A 21,495-nucleotide genomic window follows, 5' to 3' on the forward strand; every position below is an offset into this window, starting at 1 on the left:
AAATCGACTCAAAACCAGGCGATCACGCCAGTTTTAACTTCACCCTTGTAGACCGTCCTGCCCACCCCCATATTGGGGCGACTGACGCGTGAAGGAATCCAACTTGAGCGAACTTCTCAACCGCCGCCTGGCCCTGCTCGGCAAGCGCGAACACCTCTCCCTGCTGGAGCATTGCTTGCACGGCATCGAGCGCGAATGCCTGCGTGTCACCCATGAAGGTCGCCTGGCGCAGACGCCGCATCCCGAAGCCCTGGGCGCCGCGCTGACCCACGAACAGATCACCACCGACTACTCGGAATCGTTGCTGGAGTTCATCACCCCAGCCCTGCCCAACCCGGCCGATACCCTGAGCAGCCTGGACAAGATCCATCGCTTTGCCTACAGCAAGCTCGGCAGCGAATACCTGTGGAGCCCCTCGATGCCGTGCCCGTTGCCGGCCGAGGAAGACATTCCGATTGCCTACTACGGCACCTCCAATATCGGACAGCTCAAGTACGTGTATCGCAAGGGCCTGGCCCTGCGTTACGGCAAGACCATGCAGTGCATTGCCGGCATCCACTACAACTTTTCCCTGCCGGAAAAATTGTGGCCGCTGCTCAAGGAAAGCGAAGGCTTCGTCGGCACCGACCGCGACTATCAGTCCGACGCCTATATCGCCCTGATCCGTAACTTCCGCCGCCACAGCTGGCTGCTGATGTACCTGTTCGGTGCCTCGCCGGCGCTGGACGCAGGCTTCCTGCGCGGCCGTTCGCACCAGTTGGACGTGCTGGATGCCGACACCTTGTACCTGCCGTATGCCACCAGCCTGCGCATGAGCGACCTGGGTTACCAGAGCAACGCCCAGGCCGGCCTGACGCCGTGCTACAACGATTTGGCCAGCTACACCGACAGCCTGCGCGAAGCGGTGGCAACGCCCTACGCGCCTTATGTCGAAGTCGGCACCCACAAGGACGGAGAGTGGGTGCAGCTCAACACCAACATCCTGCAGATCGAAAACGAGTACTACTCCAACATCCGCCCCAAGCGCGTGACCTACACCGGCGAGCGGCCGATCCAGGCGCTGATGGCCCGTGGCATCCAGTACATCGAAGTGCGCTGCCTGGACATCAACCCGTTCCTGCCGATGGGCATCGACCTGCAAGAGTCGCGCTTCCTCGATGCGTTCCTGCTGTATTGCGCGATGAACGACAGCCCGCTGTTCGCCGACAACGAGTGCGGCAACGCCACCTCGAACTTCCTCAGCGTGGTCAAGGAAGGCCGGCGTCCAGGCCTGCAACTGCAGCGCAAGGGCCAGGCGGTGGACATGAAGGAATGGGCCACCGAACTGCTGGAGCAGATCGCGCCGCTGGCGGCCCTGCTCGATCAGAGCCACGGCATCGAGGAACACCGCCAGGCACTGGACGCCCAGTTGGCCAAGGTCAACGACCCGTCCCTGACGCCATCGGCCCAAGTGCTGGCCGCAATGGCCGAGCGCAAGGAAAGTTTCGCCCAGTTCTCCCTGCACCAGAGCGAGGTGCATGCCGAGTATTTCCGCAGCGAACCGTTGCCCGCCGAAGAGCAGGCGCACTTTGAAGAACTGGCACGCAAGTCGCTGGCGCAACAGGTGGAGCTGGAGCAGAACGAAGTGGGCGATTTCGATGTGTTCGTCGGCTCGTACCAGGCCAGCATCCTGGCCATCAGCAACTAAAAACCGAACTCACTCCCCCAGGGAAATGAGCTTCATGTGGGAGGGGGCTTGCCCCCGATGGCGGTCCTCAGTTAACTGATCAGTGACTGACCCACCGCTATCGGGAGCAAGCCCCCTCCCACATTTGCCCTCACTGGGATGAAGAATCCCGCCCACCCTTCTCCTCATAAGCTAATTCGAAAAAGTTATTTATTTTCGCATTCTTAGATCATTTAGTCTCCTCACACGCCGACACTCGGCCGCCTGATTGAGGAGCTTCCCCTTGAAACTGCATTCCCCTCTCCGCCTCTTGGCGGCATTGTCCCTGGCCGGTGCCAGCCTGTTCGCCCAGGCGGCGGACGTGACCATCGCCTACCAGACCACCGTGGACCCGGCGAAAGTCGCCCAGGCCGACGGCGCGTATGAAAAAGCCACGAACGCCAAGATCGACTGGCGCAAATTCGACAACGGTTCCGACATCATCGCCGCCATCGCGTCCGGCGATGTGCAGATCGGCTACCTCGGTTCCAGCCCGCTGACCGCCGCCATCACCCGTAAAGTGCCGGTGCAGACCTTCCTCGTCGCCACCCAGATCGGCGGCGCTGAAGCCCTGGTGGCGCGCAACGGTTCGGGGATCAACGGCCCGCAGGACCTGATCGGCAAAAAAGTCGCCGTGCCCTTCGTATCCACCGGCCACTACAGCCTGCTGGCCGCGCTGAAGCACTGGAACATCGACCCGGCGAAAGTGACCATCCTCAACCTCGCGCCGCCGGCCATCATCGCCGCCTGGAAGCGCGGCGATATCGACGCCACCTACGTATGGGACCCGGCCCTGGGCGTGGCCAAGGAAAACGGCAAGGTGCTGATCACTTCCGGCGAGCTGGCCACGTTCGGCGCGCCGACCTTCGACGCGTGGATCGTGCGTAAGGACTTCGCCGAGAAGCACCCGGAAATCGTCAGCGCTTTCGCCAAAGTCACCCTGGATGCCTACGCCGCGTACCGCAAAGACCCACAAGCCTGGCTCGCCGACAAAAGCAACGTCGACAAGCTGGTGAAACTCTCCGGGGCCAAGGCCAGCGACATCCCCGCGCTGCTGCAAGGCAACGTCTACCCGCTGGCCGCTGAGCAGGTGACCCTGCTGGGCGCGCCGACCATCAAGGCGGTGACCGATACCGCGGCATTCCTCAAGGAACAAGGCAAGGTCGAGGCGGTGCTGCCGGACTACGCCCCTTACATCAGCGCCAAGTTCATCACCCACTGATCAGGAGTTCATCGCGATGGCCTTGCTACAACTGGAGCGCATCAGCGCACGGTACCCAGGCGCCACAGAACCGGTACTGTCTGATATTTCACTCGAACTTGGGCCCCGGCAATTGCTGGTGGCCCTCGGCCCGTCCGGCAGTGGCAAGACTTCGCTGTTGAACCTGATTGCCGGTTTTGTCGAGCCCTCTGCCGGGCGCATCAGCCTCGATGGCGTGCCAGTCAAAGGCCCGAGCGCCGAACGCGGCGTGGTGTTCCAGGACGATGCTCTGCTGCCCTGGCAGGACGTGCTGGCCAATGTCGGCTTCGGCCTGGAGCTGGCCGGCGTGAGCAAGGCGCAACGCGAAGTGCGCGCCCGGGAAATGCTCGCGCTGGTGGACCTGGCCGGTTTCGACAGCCGGCGCATCTGGCAACTGTCCGGCGGCCAGAAACAACGCGTCGGCCTGGCCCGCGCCCTGGCGGCGGACCCGCGTGTACTGCTGATGGACGAACCCTTCGGCGCCCTCGATGCATTCACCCGCGAACAGATGCAGGAGCTGCTGCTGCAAGTCTGGCGGCGCACGGCCAAGCCGGTGTTCCTGATCACCCATGACATCGAAGAAGCGGTGTTCCTTGCCACCGATCTGATCCTGCTGGCGCCCAACCCCGGTCAGATCGTCGAGCGCCTGCACCTGGATTTCGGTCAACGTTATGCGGCCGGCGAGTCGGCGCGAGCGATCAAATCCGACCCGCGCTTTATCGAAACCCGCGAACACGTGCTGGGCAAAGTGTTCTCCCAACGGCAGGTGTCCGCATGAGCAGCTACGAACTCCCCGCCACGGTCGCCAAGCCGGTGGCGCGCACCGTTATCCCGCTGCGGCGCAGCCTGAGTACGCGTTGGATCAGCCTGTTGACGCTGGTTGCCTTGCTGGTGATCTGGTGGGCGGTGACCGCCAGCGGCCTGATCGAACCATTGTTCCTGCCGCCACCGTCCGCCGTGCTGCAAAAAGGCTGGTTGCTGGCGACCACGGGCTATATGGATTCCACCTTGTGGCAGCACCTCGGCGCGAGCCTCGAACGCATCGGCCTGGGCCTGGGCTTTGCGGTGCTGACCGCGGTTCCGGTGGGGATTGCCATCGGCTCGAACCGTATCGCGCGGGGCATTCTCGACCCGTTGATCGAGTTCTACCGGCCGATTCCACCCCTGGCCTACCTGCCGCTGATCGTGATCTGGTGCGGCATCGGTGAGCTGTCCAAAGTGCTGCTGATCTACCTGGCGATCTTTGCCCCGATTGCCATCGCGACCGCGACCGGCGTGCGTACCGTCGACCCGGCCAAGCTGCGTGCCGCGCAGTCGCTGGGGGCCACGCGCGCCCAGCTGATTCGCCACGTGATCCTGCCGAGCGCGCTGCCCGACATCCTCACCGGTGTGCGTATCGGGCTGGGAGTTGGCTGGTCGACCTTGGTCGCCGCCGAGCTGATCGCCGCCACCAGCGGCCTGGGCTTCATGGTGCAGTCGGCGGCGCAGTTCCTGGTCACCGATGTCGTGGTGCTGGGGATTCTGGTGATCGCACTGATCGCCTTCTCCATGGAAATGGGCCTGCGGGCCCTGCAGCGTAAATGGGTGCCGTGGCATGGCCAGGCACACTGAGTGATGAGAACCCAATGAGCAGCCTGACCGTTACCCCATTAAGCACCGCCCTCGGCGCGCAGATCAGTGGCGTCGATATCACTCAACCGCTGAACCCCGAACAGCGCGACGCCATCGAACAGGCGTTGCTCACTCATTCGGTGGTGTTTTTCCGCGACCAGCCGCTCACGCCGCAGCAACAAGCACGCTTCGCGGCGAACTTCGGCGATCTGCACATTCATCCGATCTACCCCAACGTACCGGAACAGCCTGAAGTGCTGATCCTCGACACCGCTGTCACCGACGTGCGCGACAACGCCGTGTGGCACACCGACGTGACCTTCCTGCCCACCCCGGCCCTCGGCGCGGTGCTGAGTGCCAAGCAACTGCCGGCGTTTGGCGGCGACACGCTGTGGGCCAGCGGGATTGCCGCGTATGCGGCCCTGTCCGAGCCGCTGAAGAGGCTGCTCGACGGGCTCACCGCTACGCACGACTTCACCAAGTCCTTCCCGCTGGAGCGCTTTGGCAGCACTGCCGAAGACCTGGCGCGCTGGGAAGAAACCCGCAAGAAGAACCCGCCGCTGTCGCACCCGGTGGTACGCACCCACCCGGTGAGTGGGCGCAAGTCGCTGTTTGTCAGCGAGGGCTTCACCACCAGAATCAACGAGCTGGAAGCGGCGGAGAGCGAGGCGATCTTGAAGCTGCTGTTCGCCCACGCGACACGCCCGGAGTTCACGATTCGCTGGCGCTGGCAGGAGAATGACGTGGCCTTCTGGGATAACCGCGTCACCCAGCATTACGCGGTGGACGACTACCGGCCACAGCGGCGGGTGATGCACCGGGCGACGATTCTTGGCGATGTGCCGTTCTGAGCCGAACACGACAGTCGCCACACTGAAGACAAAATGTGGGAGGGGGCTTGCCCCCGATTGCGCTGTATCAGTCAATGCATGTACTGACTGACCCACCATAATCGGGGGCAAGCCCCCTCCCACATTGACCGGGTCGTGCCGGGTTATTCAGCCGTCGATGGCTTTTCCCACAGGTTGATCCCGCCTTCCAGCGCAAACCGATCGATCTCCGCCAGTTCTTCGGCGGTAAAGCTCAAGTTCTTCAGCGCCCCGACGTTTTCAATGATCTGCTCCGGCCGGCTCGCGCCGATCAGCGCACTGGTTACCCGTGGGTCACGCAGGGTCCAGGCCAGGGCCAGTTGGGCCAGGCTTTGGCCACGGCGCTTGGCGATTTCATTCAGCGCGCGCACGTGAGCGAGGTTGGCTTCGGACAAGTGCTTGGCCTGCAACGAACCGCCGCCGGGGCGATTGACCCGTGCATCGGCCGGCACGCCATTGAGGTACTTGTCGGTCAGCAGCCCCTGGGCCAACGGCGTGAACGCGATCACCCCGGCGCCGAGGGCTTCGGTGGTGTCGAGCAGGTCTTTTTCCACCCAGCGGTTGAGCAGGTTGTAGGCCGGCTGATGGATCAGCAGTGGGACTTTCCACTCGTTGAGCAAGGCGGCGATTTCGCGGGTTTTCACCCCGGAGTAGGAAGAAATACCGATGTACAACGCCTTGCCTTGCTGCACGGCGGTGGCGAGGGCGCTGGCGGTTTCTTCCAGGGGGGTGTCGGCGTCGAAGCGGTGCGAGTAGAAAATATCCACATAGTCGACGCCCAGGCGCTGCAGGCTCTGGTCCAGGCTCGCCAGGATGTATTTGCGCGAACCGCCGCCCTGGCCATAAGGGCCGGGCCACATGTCCCAACCGGCCTTGCTGGAGATGATCAATTCGTCGCGGTAATGCTTGAAGTCTTCGCGCAGCAAACGCCCGAAGTTGATCTCGGCGCTGCCATAGGGCGGGCCGTAGTTGTTGGCCAGGTCGAAGTGGTTGATCCCCAGGTCGAACGCGGTGCGCAGCAGGGCGCGCTGGGTGTCGATCGGGGTGCTGTCGCCAAAGTTGTGCCACAGCCCCAGGGACAGTGCCGGCAGCACCAAGCCACTGCGGCCAACGCGGCGATACGGAATAGATTCGTAGCGGTTTTCGGCAGCGATATAAGTCATCGAATCCTCTCTTGGACGGGGGCAAATAAGGCCTGGGAATAAGCCTATTCCCAGGCCTTTTAAGCAGCTGAATCGCTTAACGTTGCCTTTCCGTTTTACAGCAAACTCCTACCAAAGTGGAACGACATAGCTGACATAAAAGCGGTTTTCATCCTGCACGGTGGCACCGGTAATGTCCGGGCTGGCGTGGGCGTTTTTCCAGGTCACGCCCAGGCCCTTGAGGGTGCCGGTCGGCACTTGGTAGGCCACGGCAACGTTGCGTTCCCATTCGCTGGTAGTGCCCTGTGCGGTGCGGATGTCATCGCCGTGGGCATAGGCGGCGGAGAACGTCAGGCCGTTGAGGCCCAGTTTGCCGAAGTCATATTTGTATTGCGCCAGCCAGGTGCGTTCGCCGGCGTGCTGGAATTTGTTCAACTGCATGTTGGTCAGCGCCGGGGTGTCGGCACCCGAGCCGGGGCCCTGGTGGCTGTCGCCGCTGTTAAGGCCCGAATCCAGGTAGGGGAAGTCGCTGCTGCCGCTGTTTTTCTGGATGCCGAGGCCGACGGTATGACCTTCCAGGCTGTAGCTTTCCAACAGGCTGACGGTGGACTGGTTGATGCGGCCCTTGTTCACGCCATCGCCATAGACCCCCGCCGCGGCATAATCCTTGTCGCCATCGGCGTTACCGCCCACCCCCAGGCTGCGGAACATACGCACATCAGTGTCGATCGCACCGACCGACAACGCGTCATGGCGCTTGGCACCGAGGAAGAACTGTTGGTAGTAATCCTCAAGGTTGGAATACCACAGGCTGACGGTGGTGCCCGGCAAGCCGGTGTAGTCGGCACCGCCGAAGAGGAAGCGGTCGCTTTCCTTGGTGCCGCCCGCGGTGATCATGCCCTGGTCGCCGGTTTCATTGCGGATCTTGGTCTTGAAGATATCGCCACCGGTGAAGGTGAAGTCGCTGAGGTCCTTGGAGACCAGTTGCACACCGGTGTTGGTCTGCTGGTACAGGCGGCCGTCGGTGTTGGCCAGCACCGGGTTGTTGCCATACAGCGTACCGACCCGCAGTTCATCCTTGGCGAAGCGCATTTTGAACGTCGGGCTCAGCACGCCGAACTGGTCAGCGGATTTACCGTCGTCCAGCGGGAACATGCTGCCGGGGTAGCGGCCCTGGTGATTCTTGTCATTGAGGTCGCCGCCGGAGTCCAGTTTCAAACCGTAGAACGCCTGCAAGTCGAGGCCGAAACCCACGGGGCCTTCGGTGTAGCCGGACTTGAAGTTGAACTCGAAACCCTGGCCCCAATCGCGAACGCTGTGGGCCTTGGCGTTGCTGCCGACCACGTCACGCCCCTGCTGGTTGAGATAGCGGTTGAGCAGGGTCACATCGGCGTGGCTGTCATCGATAAAATCGGCATGGGCGGACAACATAAAGCTCGCCATGGCGACACCGACCATGGGGCTTAATAACGTCTTCATTGTTACCGGTCTCCGTCACTGTTCTGAAATGAAAGCGTCAAACGCTTCACACAATTACGCAGTGGCTAGATGACAGTTGCGCGTCAAAACGCGGCGGGGGCACATGAAATTAAGTTTAAGAAAGCCCCGTAATAGAGGCCTTGCGTGGGGGTGAAGCGCGCCCTGCCCACGCGGGAGCAGGGCCTGAAACATCAACGCACCAAGTGCAGGAACTGCAGGTGGCGCTCGTACTGGTCGAGAATATCGTTGATGACCTGCTCCTTGGTATAGCCCACCAGATCGTAGTCCTGGCTGCCCTCGCTCAAGTGGACTTCGGCCCGGTAGTAGCGACGGTTGTTGAGCTCCTTGGAACCCATGCCGCCACGGGCAAACGACGGTGTGAAGTAACCGCGCATTTGTACCTGATAAACGAACGGGTGCTCTTCGCCATGGCCGATTTCCAGGCTGACGCTGTCGTTGGACGGGTCAGGCTGGGTGACCACATTCAGGCCCTTCTCGACGAACACGGCGGTCACTTCTTCAATCGCCGGGCGTACCGTCGACTCAAGGAAGCGGTACACCTCATCGCGCGACGGGAAATGCACCGCCTGGCTCAAACGCTGGCGCCAGCCGCCACGGCCCTTGCGCGCCGCGGACACCGGGGCCAACGAATGCAGTTGGGCGATCTGCTTCTGCGATTCGAGGTAGAAGGCTTTGTGCAGCCCCCACATCATCAGCAGCAGGATCAACGAGAACGGCAACGAGGTCAGCACCACCGCCGATTTCAGCGAATCGATACTGCCGGCAAACAGCAAGGCACTGGTCACCAGCGCGGTCATCGCGCCCCAGAACACCCGCAGCCACTTCGGCCCGTCTTCATCGGCGTTGCCGCCTTTGGATGACAGCGTGGACAGCACCACGGTGCCGGAGTCGGCGGAGGTGACGAAGAACACGAAGCTGATAAACACCGTGACCGCGATCACCGTCTTGCTCCACGGGTAGGTTTCCAGCAGCAGGTAGAGGCTCATCGACGGGTCATCGATGGCCGACTGGCCGAGCGCCGTCATCCCGTGATTGAGCACCTGGTCGATGGCGCTGTTGCCGAAGATCGACATCCACGCCAGGGTGAAACCCAGCGGGATCAGCAGCACGCCAAACACGAATTCGCGGATGGTGCGGCCACGGGAAATACGCGCGATAAACAGGCCCACGAACGGCGACCAGGCAATCCACCAGGCCCAGTAGAACACGGTCCAGCCACCCAGCCAGTCGCTTGGCTTGTCGTAGGCGTACACGTCGAAACTCTTGGTCGGCAGTGCGCCGAGGTAGTCGCCGATGTTCTGGATCAGGGTGTTGAGCAAGTGCTGGGTGGGCCCGGCGAACAACACGAACAGCAGCAGCGCACAGGCCAGCAGCATGTTGATGTCGGACATCACGCGCACGCCCTTGTCCACACCGGCCACCGCCACCAGGATCGCCGCCCCCATCATCAGGGTGATCAGGCCGACCTGGATCCACTGGGTGTGGGCAATGCCAAACAGGTAATCCAACCCGGCGTTGAGGTGCAGCACACCGAAGCCCATGTCGGCACCGAGGCCGAACACCGTGGCGATGATGCCGAAGCCGTCCACCGCGTAGCCGATCGGGCCGTTGATGCGCTTGCCGATCAGCGGGTACAGCGCCGAACGCAACGCCAGCGGCAGGTTATGCCGGTAGGCGAAGTACGCGAGGGCCATGCCGACAAAGGCGAACACGCCCCAGCCATGCAGGCCCCAGTGCAGAAACAGGATCTGCATGGCCTGGCGCGCGGCATCGGCGTTCATCGCCGCGCCCTGGGGCGGTTGCACCAGGTGCGTGAGCGGCTCGGAGACGCAAAAGAAAAACAGCGTGATGCTGATCCCGGCGGCGAACAGCATGCCGGCCCAGGACAGGTAACTGAACTCGGGCTCGTCGTGGTCGGCACCGAGTTTTATCTTGCCGTAGCCCGATAGCGCGGTGACCACCACGAAGACCAGATACAGAGTCATCGCGAGCATGTAGTACCAGCCGACCGTATTGGCCGCCCAGTTTTGCGCCGCCAACAGCCAGGCACCGGCCTGTTGCGGGATGGCGATGACAGTGATGCCGAACAGCAGGATGAAGCTTGCGGCGAAATAGAACACGGGCGCATTCATACGCACCAGACCGCTGGGTGGGGTGGTCGATGCACTCATGAACGATGCACCCCTGAGGTGTGAGATGTGACTGTGAATAACGGACTCAGCAAAGGTAAGCCTCCTGTTGTGAGCGGGCAGCGAACCACCGATTTAACTTGAACGAACGTTCAAGTTAAACATGGATAGGCGGTTTTGGACTAATCGCAGGGCTGAGTGGTAGGTGATTCCTACACTAGCTCAAGGACTGGTATGACGCCTGGGCGAGGCAAATCGTTCAGCGGTTGCCGACTGAAATACCGCTCACATTTGAAATACAGTCACCCTGTGGGAGGGGGCTTGCCCCCGATTGCGGTGGGTCAGCCAGCACATGCATTGAGCGGCCCACCGCTATCGGGAGCAAGCTCCCTCCCACAGGGTTTTGTGTGATCTTTTGGGTGCCGTCGTCATGCTGATGAATTGAACATGGATAGGCCGCAAGGCTGAGGGGTAGGTGATTGAACGAGGCAAATCATCCAGCGGTTGCCGACTGAAATACCGCTCACATTTGAAACGCAGTCACCCTGTGGGAGGGGGCTTGCCCCCGATTGCGGTGGGTCAGCTAGCACATGCATTGAGCGGCCCACCGCTATCGGGGGCAAGCTCCCTCCCACAGGTTTGTGTGTGATGTTTAAGGGCGTGCGCTACTTTTGGGTGCCGTCGTCATGCTGCAGATTCGCCTGCGTGATGTTCGCCCCCACCGGTACGCTGCGGGTCAGCCACACGTTGCCGCCAATGGTCGAGCCCTTGCCGATGGTGATCCGCCCGAGGATCGTCGCCCCGGCATAGATCACCACGTCGTCCTCGACGATCGGATGGCGTGGATGGCCTTTCTGCAACTGCCCGTCCTCATCCGCCGGGAAGCGCTTGGCGCCCAACGTCACCGCCTGGTAGATACGCACGCGCTCGCCGATGATCGCGGTTTCGCCAATCACCACACCCGTGCCGTGATCGATAAAGAAACTCGGGCCGATCTGCGCGCCGGGGTGTATGTCGATGCCGGTGGCCGAGTGGGCGATCTCCGCGCTGATGCGCGCCAACAACGGCAGGCCGGCGCGGTACAGATGGTGGGCCAGGCGATGGTGAATCACCGCCAGTATCCCCGGATAGCACAACAGCACTTCATCCACGCTGCGCGCAGCCGGGTCGCCGTGGTAGGCGGCCAGCACATCGGTGTCCAACAGGCTGCGCAGGGACGGCAAGGCCAGGGCGAAATCCTGGATCAGGCGGATGGCGCGGGCGTCGACCTCGCAGTCATCCTGGCCGCTCTGGCGCGCGGCGTAGCGCAGTTCCAGGCGCGCTTGGCCGAGCAAGGCATTCAAGGCGACGTCGAGGGTGTGGCCGACGTAGAAATCTTCACTTTCCTCACGCAGGTCCACCGGCCCCAGGCGCATCGGAAACAGCGCGCCGCACAGCGCTTCGAGGATCTGCGCCACGGCCTCGCGCGAAGGCAGCTCGCGACCGCCGTGCTCGCCACTCATGCGGCCATTGCGCGCTCGCCACTGGTCCCGCGCGCTGCGCAGTTGGCTGACAATGGTGGGTAATTGCCAATGACTGGAACGCTCACTCACGGTATTCACTCCTGACAAAATGGCCATCACTTTACGATAGGCACCCCGGCCGCTCTTAAGAACCAATGGTGCGATGCTAAGAACCATCAAGCATAAACGATTGGCGGTTGCCCGATGAAAAGTGCCTGCCTATAGTCGCCCCATCACTTAGCAACCGTGCGTAGCCATGATCAAACAACAGCTCGACCGTTTTAACCGCCTGGAACTGCTGGGCGGCGCCACTGCCCTGGAAAAACTCGAGCGGCTGTCGACCTGGCTGGGCAGGGACATCTACGTCAAGCGCGACGACACCACACCGCTGGCCATGGGCGGCAACAAGCTGCGCAAACTCGAATACCTGGCGGCCGATGCCATCGCCCAGGGCGCCGATACCCTGGTGACCGCCGGAGCCATCCAATCCAACCATGTGCGCCAGACCGCCGCGCTGGCCGCCAAGCTGGGCCTGGGCTGCGTCGCTCTGCTGGAAAATCCCACCGGCACCGAAGACCCCAACTACCTCGGCAACGGCAACCGTCTGCTGCTGGACCTGTTCGACGCCAAGGTCGAGTTGGTAGAGAACCTCGACAACGCCGACGACCAGCTCAACGCCCTCGCCGATCGCCTGCGCAGCAACGGCAAGAAGCCGTACCTGGTGCCCATCGGCGGCTCCAACGCGCTCGGCGCCCTGGGTTATGTGCGGGCCGGGCTGGAACTGGCCGCGCAGATCGAAGACAGCGGTCTGGAATTCGCCGCCGTGGTCTTGGCCTCGGGCAGTGCGGGCACCCACAGCGGCCTGGCCCTGGCGTTGAGCGAAGTGCTGCCGCAGTTGCCAGTGATCGGCATCACCGTATCGCGCACTGAAGAAGCGCAGTGCCCGAAAGTGCAGGGCCTGGCCGAACGCACCGCCGCGTTGCTCGGTGTGGACATCCCCGAGGCCTTCAAGGTGATCCTGTGGGACGAATACTTCGGCCCGCGTTATGGTGAACCGAACGCCGGCACCCTTTCAGCGGTCAAGCTATTGGCGAGCCAGGAAGGCTTGCTGCTGGACCCGGTCTACACTGGCAAGGCCATGGCCGGCTTGCTGGACGGTATCGGGCGTCAGCGCTTTGAGGATGGCCCGATCATTTTCCTGCATACCGGTGGGGCGCCGGCGTTGTTTGCTTACAACGCCGTATTTAACTGAATAAACAGGGATCAACATGTGGGAGGGGGCTTGCCCCCGATAGCGGTGGGTCAGTGATACATGCATAAGCTGACACGGCCCTATCGGGGGCAAGCCCCCTCCCACAATTGGATTGAGTGCATGTTCAAAAATAGAATATCAATTTAGATTTATATTATTTTCAAGTCTTAAAAACCGGCTTTATCATCGCGCCGTAGGCGAAGACGCGCTACGCGCTTTAAGGCAGGATACGTCTACCGCGTCACCTGCTTCGCTCAACATAACAACACAGGGGCTCTTCATGACTATTTCTGTATTCCGTCGCACATTGCTGGTCGGCACTCTGGGCCTGGCCCTCGGCGCTGGTTGGTTGGGCCAGGCCGTGGCCGGCGAACAGTTGGGCAACATCAAGAAAGCCGGTGAGATCAAGATCGGTCTCGAAGGCACTTACCCACCGTTCAGCTTTGTCGACGAAAGCGGCAAGCTCAGCGGTTTCGAGGTCGAGCTGTCGGAGGCGCTGGCCAAGGAGCTGGGCGTCAAGGTCAAACTGCAGGCCACGCCATGGGACGGCATCCTCGCCGCCCTGGAATCCAAGCGCCTGGATGCGGTCGTCAACCAAGTGACCATCTCCGAAGAGCGCAAGAAGAAGTACGACTTTTCCAAGCCTTATACCGTCTCCGGTATCCAGGCCCTGACCCTGGCCAAAAACGTCGACACCATCAAGACCGCCGACGACCTGGCCGGCAAGAAAGTCGGCGTGGGCCTGGGCACCAACTACGAACAATGGCTCAAGGACAATCAGCCCAAAGCCATCATCAAGACCTACAACGATGACCCTACCAAGTTCCAGGACCTGCGCATCGGCCGCATCGACGCGATTCTGATCGACCGCCTCGCCGCACTCGAATACGCCAAGAAAGCCAAGGACACTGCCGCCGCCGGCGACGCCTTCTCCCGCCAGGAAGCCGGTATTGCCCTGCGCAAAGGCGAGCCGGAATTGCTCGAGGCCGTGAACAAGGCGCTCGACAAACTGCGCGCCGACGGCACCTTGAAGAAGCTGTCCGAGAAGTACTTCAACGCTGACGTCACTCAATAATGGAAGCAGGTTTCCAACTCGCGCTGGACTCCGCGCCCTTTCTGCTCAAGGGCGCGTATTTCACGGTAATCCTCAGCCTCGGCGGGATGTTTTTCGGCTTGCTGCTGGGCTTCGGCCTGGCCTTGATGCGCCTGTCGCGCTTCATGCTGCTGCGCGGCGTCGCTCGCGTCTACGTGTCGTTCTTTCGCGGCACGCCCCTGCTGGTGCAACTGTTCCTGATCTACTACGGCTTGCCGCAAGTGGGCATCGAGCTGGACCCGATCCCGGCCGCCATGATCGGCTTCTCGCTGAACATGGCCGCCTACGCCTGTGAAATCCTGCGTGCCGCCATCGCGTCCATCGAGCGCGGCCAGTGGGAAGCCGCGGCCAGTATCGGCATGACCCGCGCGCAGACCCTGCGTCGGGCCATCCTGCCGCAAGCGATGCGTACCGCGTTGCCGCCGCTGGGCAACAGCTTTATTTCGCTGGTCAAGGACACCGCGCTGGCAGCCACCATCCAGGTGCCCGAGCTGTTCCGCCAGGCGCAACTGGTGTCGGCGCGCACCTTCGAAATCTTCACCATGTATCTGTCCGCCGCCCTGATCTACTGGGTCCTGGCAAGCATCCTGGCGCATTTTCAAAATCGTCTGGAAGACCGGGTCAACCGGCATGACCTGGAGTCTTGAAGCATGATCGTGGTTGAAAAACTGACCAAACAATTCAACGGCCAGGTGGTGCTCAACGGCATCGACCTGGAGGTCAAGGAAGGCGAAGTCGTCGCCATCATCGGCCCCAGCGGCTCTGGCAAGACCACGTTCCTGCGCTGCCTGAACTTCCTCGAAACCCCCACCAGCGGTCGCATCAAGGTCGGTGACATCGAGATCGACAGCAGCAAGCCGCTCAACCAGCAACAGGGCCTGGTGCGGCGCCTGCGCCAGCACGTAGGTTTTGTGTTCCAGAACTTCAACCTGTTCCCGCACCGCACCGCGCTGGAAAACGTCATCGAAGGCCCGACCGTGGTCAAGAAGATGCCCCGCGAGGCCGCGACCGCCCTGGGCCGCACGCTGTTGGCGCGGGTCGGCCTGGCCGGCAAGGAAGACGCCTACCCTCGGCGCCTCTCCGGCGGCCAGCAACAGCGCGTGGCGATTGCCCGGGCGTTGGCCATGGAGCCGGAGGTGATCCTGTTCGACGAACCCACCTCGGCCCTCGACCCGGAACTGGTGGGCGAAGTGCTGGCGACCATTCGCAGCCTGGCCGAAGAAAACCGCACCATGGTGATCGTCACCCACGAAATGAGCTTTGCCCGGGATGTCGCCAACCGGGTGATCTTCTTCGACAAAGGGGTGATCGTGGAGCAAGGCGAGGCCAAGGCGTTGTTCGCCAACCCCAGGGAAGAACGCACGAAACAGTTCCTGAGCAAGTTTCTCGCGCATTGACGCGCGCCCACCGGCAGCACAACGCGTGTGGGGGAGCCGCTCCCGCACACGCCCGGCCTGCCTGGGTAAAACAGCCCCCGCGCCACCCCCGAAATTCCCGCGCCCAGTCAGACCGTTCTGAATCTTCCCAAACCCGCCGTTTAGCCTTTTGCCGCCATTGACGCCCTCCGGCCAACGCTCTTATCTAGCGCCCAGAGGATTGGATCCTATCCCGGCTTTTCACTGAATCGTTCCTTTCGGCCCCCGTCGCGTTCCCGCGCCAAGGGTCCGGAACGATTGCTGCTGGCTGCATCAAGGAGATTACTATGACGCGCACCGCAACCCCGGCCCTGCTCACTGCCCCGACCCTGCCCCAGGCACTTGGCAACGGCATCAACGCCCTGGCCGCCACACAACTGCAAGTCGACATCGCGCCCTACCCCGGCATGGATGAGGGTGACCTGATCGAGCTGTTCTGGAACAACTGCTTTGCCGACTCGCGGCGTGTCACCGCGTGCAAGGTCGGCACCGCCACCCAACTGCGGGTGCCGGAAAGCTTTGTGCAGGACGGCCATGCGCGGGTTCACTACCAGGTCATGCAGATCGGCCACGGCCCCGCACGCTCAGCGGTGACCACGGTGCAGGTCAAGACCAACTACCCGGGCGGCCAACCGAGCGCGCTGTACAGCGACGAAAACCAGAACCTCGCCCCTGTGGGCCTGCCCGACATGATTCGTCGCTACGGCGTCAACAGCAGCCAGGTGCGGCGCGGTATTCCGCTGACCATCGAACCCTACCTGAACATGACCCGCGGCGACGCCATCACCCTGCGCTGGGGCGATGCGCGCCTGGACCTGCCGAAAATCCAGGCCCGAGCCGTCGGCATCGCGGTGCAGGTGTGGGTGCCGTCGGCGATCATCATCGAAGCCGGCGACGACAGCCGGCTGGACGTCACGTACTGCATTCTCGATCGGGTGGGCAATAACTCACGCTGGGCGCCGGCCCGCACACTGCGCATCGCCGCCTATGTGCCGGCGACGCCGAAGCGCCCTTCCAGCGCCGCGCAGATCTATCAACCGCGTCGTCCCTGAAGCGTGGGTAACGGCCCTTCTATGCATATTCCTAAAAGTTAGTTTATTTAAGTATTTAACACGTTTAGGGTATATAAACCGGACCACCGGACATTCCTGATTGTTTTGTTTCCATTTCATTGAATGCGAGGTCGGTATGGTCAGCATTACCCCGGTGCAGAACGCCAGGGCATTACGTGCAGCCAAGGAGCGGCGCTGATGTCTAACTTGGCTCTAACACCCCCCCAGAGTGATCTGGACGTCGCTCCCCTGCTGTTGCCGGCCGTTGTGCTGCGCAACGATGCCCAAGCGCTGAGCGCGGCCCATGAGTTGGCCCAGGCCGCGCGCGTACAGGCCGCCAAGCGCGACCAGCAGCGCAAGCTGCCCTGGGCGCAGATCGAGCAATTCACCCGCAGTGGGCTGGGCAGTATTTCCATTCCCCACGAGTACGGCGGCCCGCAGGTGTCGTTCACCACCCTGGCCGAAGTCTTCGCGATCATCAGCGCGGCCGACCCGGCCCTCGGGCAGATCCCGCAGAACCATTTCGGCATCCTGCACCTGCTGCAGGGCGCGGCCACCGAGCGCCAGAAAAAACAGCTGTTCCAGAGCGTGCTCGACGGCTGGCGCATCGGTAACGGCGGCCCGGAGCGCGGCACCAAAAACACCCTGGAGCTCAAGGCGCGGATCAGCGCCGAAGGCGACGGTTACGTGATCAGCGGCCAGAAGTTCTACTCCACCGGCGCCCTGTTCGCCCATTGGGTCGCGGTGAAGGCGCTGAACGACGACGGCAAGCAGGTCATGGCATTTGTGCGCCGTGGCACGCAAGGACTGCGCATCGTCGACGACTGGTCCGGCTTCGGCCAACGCACCACCGCCAGTGGCACCGTGCTGCTCGACCGGGTGCCGGTGGACGCAGAGCTGGTGGTCGAAAACTGGCGCCTCGGCCAAAGCCCGAATATCCAGGGCGCGGTCTCGCAATTGATCCAGGCAGCCATCGATACCGGCATTGCCCGTGGCGCGCTGGATGACACCATTGCGTTCGTCCGCGAGCGCTCACGCCCGTGGATCGACGCCAAGGTCGAACGCGCCAGCGATGACCTGTATGTGATCGCCGACATCGGCAAATTGAAGATCGAACTGCACGCCGCCGAAGCCCTGCTGCGCAAGGCCGGTCAGGTGCTGGACCAGGTCAGCGCCGCGCCGATCACCGCGCAGTCCGCCGCACGCGCCTCGATTGCCGTGGCCGAGGCCAAGGTGTTGACCACCGAAGTGTCGCTGCTGGCCAGCGAAAAACTCTTCGAACTGGCCGGCAGCCGCGCCACCCTCGCCGAATTCAACCTCGACCGCCACTGGCGCAATGCCCGGGTCCACACCCTGCACGACCCGGTGCGCTGGAAGTATCACGCGGTGGGCGCTTATCGCCTGAACGGCACATTGCCGGCTCGTCACTCCTGGATCTAACCGCCCAGAACACTTTTTCCACGCGCTTCTGGAGAACACCGATGACTTTATCTACCCACGTCGCGCTCATCACCAGCGACGAACAAGCCCTGATTGTCGCCAGCGACCTGGCTGAAGACCTGCGCCGCGACAGCGCCCAGCGCGACCGCGAGCGCCGCCTGCCGCTGCCCGAACTGGACGTATTTTCGCGCTCCGGCCTGTGGGGCATCAGCGTGCCGAAAGCCTATGGCGGCGCTGGCGTGTCCAACGTCACCCTGGCCAAGGTCATCGCGCTGATCGCCCAGGCCGACGCCTCGCTGGGCCAGATCCCGCAAAACCATTTCTACGCCCTCGAAGTGCTGCGCGTGAACGGCAGCCCCGCGCAGCAACAACGCCTGTACGCCGAGGTGCTGGCCGGCCAGCGCTTCGGCAACGCCCTGGCGGAACTGGGCACCAAGACCGCCCACGACCGCGTGACCCGCCTCACCCGCGACGGCGACGGCTTTCGGATCAATGGCCGCAAGTTCTACGCCACCGGCGCGATCTACGCGCAACGCATCCCGACCTCCGTGGTGGACGAGAACGGCATCCAGCACCTGGCCTTCGTGCCCCGCGACAGCGCGGGCCTGACGGTGATCGACGACTGGAGCGGCTTCGGCCAGCGCACCACCGGCAGCGGTTCGGTGGTGTTCGACAACGTGCGGGTCGCAGCGCACGACGTGCTCCCGTTCCAGAGCGCCTTCGAACGCCCGACCACCGTCGGCCCGCTGGCGCAGATCCTCCACGCCGCCATCGACACCGGCATCGCCCGCGCCGCCTTCGAGGACGCGCTGCACTTTGTACGCACCAAGACCCGCCCGTGGATCGACTCCGGCAGCGACAAGGCCAGCGAAGACCCACTGACGCTGAAGAGCTTCGGCCACTTGAGCATTCGCCTGCACGCCGCCGAAGCCTTGCTGGAGCGCGCGGGTGAGTTTCTCGACCGCGCCCAGGCCGACAGCCACGCCGAGACCGTGGCCGCCGCCTCGATCGCGGTCGCCGAAGCACGCGCCCTGAGTACCGAAATTTCCCTGGCGGCCGGCAGCACCCTGTTCGAACTGGCCGGCAGCCAGGCGACCCTGGCCGAGCACGGCCTCGATCGCCACTGGCGCAACGCCCGCGTGCATACCCTGCACGACCCGGTGCGCTGGAAATACCACGCCGTGGGTAATTACTACCTCAACGATGAAAACCCGCCACTGCGGGGGACCATCTGAATGGCGAAGAAAAAAATCCTGCTCAATGCCTTCAACATGAACTGCATCGGGCATATCAATCACGGCTTGTGGACGCACCCGCGGGACACGTCCACCCAGTACAAAACCCTCGAGTATTGGACCGACCTGGCGCGAACCCTGGAGCGCGGGCTGTTCGACGGGTTGTTCATCGCCGATATCGTCGGCGTCTACGACGTGTATCAGGACGCCATCGACATGCCGCTCAAAGAGTCGATCCAACTGCCGGTCAACGACCCGTTGCTGCTGCTCTCGGCCATGGCCGCCGTGACCCAACACCTCGGTTTCGGCCTGACCGCCAACCTGACCTACGAGCCGCCGTATCTGTTCGCCCGGCGCATGTCCACCCTCGACCACCTGAGCCGTGGTCGGGTCGGCTGGAACATCGTCACCGGCTACCTCGACAGCGCCGCCAAGGCCATGGGCCTGACCGAACAGGTCGAACATGACCGACGCTACGACCAGGCCGATGAGTATCTGCAGGTGCTGTACAAACTCTGGGAAGGCAGCTGGGAAGACGACGCCGTGCTCAACGATCCGCAGGCGCGGGTGTATGCGCAGCCGGGCAAGGTGCACAAAGTCGAGCACCACGGCGAGTTCTACCAGGTGGAGGGTTATCACCTGTGCGAACCGTCGCCGCAACGCACACCGCTGCTGTTCCAGGCTGGCACTTCGGCGCGTGGCCTGGTGTTCGCCGGGCGGCATGCCGAGTGCGTGTTCATCAGCGGGCGGGACAAGGCCAGCACCAAGCTCCAAGTGGACAAGGTGCGCGCCAGCGCCGTGGCGGCCGGGCGCAACCCGCACGACATCAAGGTGTTCATGGGCCTCAACGTCATCGTTGGCGCCACTGAGGAACTGGCCTGGGCCAAGCATGCCGAGTACCTGAGCTATGCCAGCGCGGAAGCCGGCGTGGCGCATTTCTCGGCGTCCACGGCGATCGATTTTTCCCAGTACGCCCTCGACGAACCGATCCAGTACGTGAAGAGCAACGCGATCCAGTCCGCCACCCAGCACCTGCAGAACAACGATTGGACCCGCCGCAAATTACTCGAGCAGCACGCCCTCGGCGGGCGCTACATCACCGTGGTCGGTTCGCCCGAGCAAGTGGCGGACGAGCTGGAATCCTGGGTCGCTGAAACCGGCCTGGATGGCTTCAACCTCACGCGCATCGTCACCCCGGAAAGCTATGTGGACTTCATCGACCTGGTGGTGCCGGAGTTGCAGCGGCGTGGGTCGTACAAGACCGCTTACGACACCGGAACGCTGCGGGAAAAAGTCTTCCACGGCGGCGCCCGTCTGCCCGAACAACACACCGGCGCCACCTACCGCCACTGATCGAAAAATGTGGGAGGGGGCTTGCCCCCGATAGCGGTGGTTCAGTCACCTGCATCGTTTGCTGAACCACCCCAATCGGGGGCAAGCCCCCTCCCACATGGGATCTCTATTGTTTGCACCCATTACTTATGACTGGAACTCGATTATGAAAAAGACCCTGCTCTCTCACCCAGTCAAAGCACTGGCCCTGGCCCTCGGTTTATTCAGCTCGGCAGTATTCGCCGCCGACGCGCCGCTGAAAGTCGGCACCACCGCGGCCTTCGCGATTCCCCTGGAAGCCGCCGTGGCCGAGGCCGGCAAGCAAGGTTTGAACGTCGAGCTGGTGGAGTTCACCGACTGGATCGCGCCCAACGTCAGCCTGGCCGCCGGCGATATCGACGTGAACTACTTCCAGCACATCCCCTTCCTGGAAAACGCCAAGGCCGCCGCCGGGTTTGATCTGGTGCCGTATGCGCCGGGCATCATCAACAACGTCGGGCTGTATTCGAAAAAATACAAAAGCTTCAACGAGCTGCCCCAAGGCGCCAGCGTGGCGATTGCCAACGACCCGATCAACAGCGGGCGCGGGCTGCAACTGCTGGCCAAGGCGGGGCTGATCACGCTCAAGCCGGGCGTGGGTTACAAGGCCACCGAAGAAGACATCATCGCCAACCCGAAGCAGCTCAAGATCCTGCAAGTCGAGGCCGTGCAGTTGGTGCGCGCCTATGACGATGCGGATCTGGTGCAGGGCTATCCGGCGTATATCCGCCTGTCCAAGACCTTCGATGCCGAGTCGGCGCTGCTGTTCGACGGCCTCGACCACCCGGAATACGTGATCCAGTTCGTGATCCAGCCGAAAGCCAAAACCGACCCGCGGGTGATCAAGTTCGTCGACCTCTACCAACACTCGCCGGTGGTGCGCGCCGCCCTGGATAAATCCCTCGGCAAGCTCTACCAAGTCGGCTGGGAGGGTTGAAC

At 62.7% G+C, this 21,495-nt stretch carries 18 protein-coding genes; 14 read left to right on the plus strand and 4 right to left on the minus strand.

Going from position 1 to position 21,495, the window contains the following annotated elements; genetic code table 11:
- Positions 1-103 precede the first annotated feature (103 nt).
- From gshA to tauD, 5 genes are all read left to right on the plus strand, one after another.
- Entirely contained in the window at positions 104-1,687 is a 1,584-nt protein-coding gene (gshA, locus tag INT12_RS18750) for a glutamate--cysteine ligase (protein WP_193040960.1), read from the plus strand.
- A gap of 262 nt (positions 1,688-1,949) precedes the next feature.
- Positions 1,950-2,927 (plus strand): taurine ABC transporter substrate-binding protein, encoded by a 978-nt coding sequence (gene tauA / locus INT12_RS18755; RefSeq protein ID WP_079442631.1) that lies wholly within the window; start codon positions 1,950-1,952, stop codon positions 2,925-2,927.
- Between the two features lie 16 nt (positions 2,928-2,943).
- Entirely contained in the window at positions 2,944-3,723 is a 780-nt protein-coding gene (tauB, locus tag INT12_RS18760) for a taurine ABC transporter ATP-binding subunit (protein WP_017848579.1), read from the plus strand.
- Positions 3,720-4,556 carry a taurine ABC transporter permease TauC gene (tauC, locus tag INT12_RS18765; protein ID WP_046488760.1) on the plus strand — a complete coding sequence of 279 codons (837 nt, stop codon included), beginning with the start codon at positions 3,720-3,722 and terminating at the stop codon, positions 4,554-4,556. The genes tauB and tauC overlap by 4 nt, the downstream gene beginning before the upstream one ends.
- Positions 4,557-4,570: 14 nt before the next feature.
- The gene (gene tauD / locus INT12_RS18770) at positions 4,571-5,407 is read left to right on the plus strand and encodes a taurine dioxygenase (protein WP_057005856.1); all 837 of its coding nucleotides are present in this window, start codon (positions 4,571-4,573) and stop codon (positions 5,405-5,407) included.
- Between the two features lie 143 nt (positions 5,408-5,550).
- On the opposite strand, the gene mgrA is transcribed toward tauD, so the two are convergent.
- The 4 genes from mgrA to epsC form a co-directional block, all read right to left on the minus strand.
- On the minus strand, positions 5,551-6,588 hold the full coding sequence (gene mgrA / locus INT12_RS18775; protein WP_017848582.1) for an L-glyceraldehyde 3-phosphate reductase: 1,038 nt from the start codon (positions 6,586-6,588) through the stop codon (positions 5,551-5,553).
- A gap of 108 nt (positions 6,589-6,696) precedes the next feature.
- Positions 6,697-8,025 carry an OprD family outer membrane porin gene (locus tag INT12_RS18780; RefSeq protein ID WP_079442628.1) on the minus strand — a complete coding sequence of 443 codons (1,329 nt, stop codon included), beginning with the start codon at positions 8,023-8,025 and terminating at the stop codon, positions 6,697-6,699.
- A gap of 212 nt (positions 8,026-8,237) precedes the next feature.
- The gene (gene betT / locus INT12_RS18785) at positions 8,238-10,199 is read right to left on the minus strand and encodes a choline transporter BetT (RefSeq protein WP_017848584.1); all 1,962 of its coding nucleotides are present in this window, start codon (positions 10,197-10,199) and stop codon (positions 8,238-8,240) included.
- A gap of 662 nt (positions 10,200-10,861) precedes the next feature.
- Positions 10,862-11,788, minus strand: a complete 927-nt coding sequence (gene epsC, locus INT12_RS18790) for a serine O-acetyltransferase EpsC (RefSeq protein WP_046488766.1) — start codon at positions 11,786-11,788, stop codon at positions 10,862-10,864.
- A 166-nt stretch (positions 11,789-11,954) separates the two neighbouring features.
- On the opposite strand from epsC, the gene INT12_RS18795 reads away from it, so the two are divergent.
- The 9 genes from INT12_RS18795 (at position 11,955) to INT12_RS18835 (ending at position 21,493) form a co-directional block, all read left to right on the plus strand.
- Positions 11,955-12,950, plus strand: a complete 996-nt coding sequence (locus INT12_RS18795; RefSeq protein WP_102617769.1) for a D-cysteine desulfhydrase — start codon at positions 11,955-11,957, stop codon at positions 12,948-12,950.
- 280 nt (positions 12,951-13,230) lie between these two features.
- A complete protein-coding gene (gene tcyJ / locus INT12_RS18800) occupies positions 13,231-14,025 on the plus strand; it encodes a cystine ABC transporter substrate-binding protein (RefSeq protein WP_017848587.1) in 795 nt (264 codons plus the stop codon).
- Entirely contained in the window at positions 14,025-14,690 is a 666-nt protein-coding gene (gene tcyL, locus INT12_RS18805; RefSeq protein ID WP_017848588.1) for a cystine ABC transporter permease, read from the plus strand. The genes tcyJ and tcyL overlap by 1 nt, the downstream gene beginning before the upstream one ends.
- Positions 14,691-14,693: 3 nt before the next feature.
- Entirely contained in the window at positions 14,694-15,440 is a 747-nt protein-coding gene (gene tcyN / locus INT12_RS18810) for an L-cystine ABC transporter ATP-binding protein TcyN (protein WP_046385059.1), read from the plus strand.
- A 305-nt stretch (positions 15,441-15,745) separates the two neighbouring features.
- Positions 15,746-16,510, plus strand: coding sequence for a hypothetical protein (locus INT12_RS18815; protein WP_104904127.1), 765 nt, complete (start codon positions 15,746-15,748; stop codon positions 16,508-16,510).
- 198 nt (positions 16,511-16,708) lie between these two features.
- Entirely contained in the window at positions 16,709-17,950 is a 1,242-nt protein-coding gene (locus INT12_RS18820; RefSeq protein WP_193041055.1) for an SfnB family sulfur acquisition oxidoreductase, read from the plus strand.
- A 41-nt stretch (positions 17,951-17,991) separates the two neighbouring features.
- Positions 17,992-19,185, plus strand: a complete 1,194-nt coding sequence (locus INT12_RS18825; protein WP_193041056.1) for an SfnB family sulfur acquisition oxidoreductase — start codon at positions 17,992-17,994, stop codon at positions 19,183-19,185.
- Entirely contained in the window at positions 19,186-20,538 is a 1,353-nt protein-coding gene (locus INT12_RS18830; RefSeq protein WP_193041057.1) for an LLM class flavin-dependent oxidoreductase, read from the plus strand.
- Between the two features lie 145 nt (positions 20,539-20,683).
- Positions 20,684-21,493, plus strand: a complete 810-nt coding sequence (locus tag INT12_RS18835) for a MetQ/NlpA family ABC transporter substrate-binding protein (RefSeq protein WP_017848594.1) — start codon at positions 20,684-20,686, stop codon at positions 21,491-21,493.
- The last annotated feature ends 2 nt before the right edge of the window (positions 21,494-21,495 follow it).

It is taken from the genome of Pseudomonas sp. K8, from assembly GCF_014889455.1.
GTDB classification, from domain to species: Bacteria; Pseudomonadota; Gammaproteobacteria; order Pseudomonadales; family Pseudomonadaceae; genus Aquipseudomonas; species Aquipseudomonas veronii.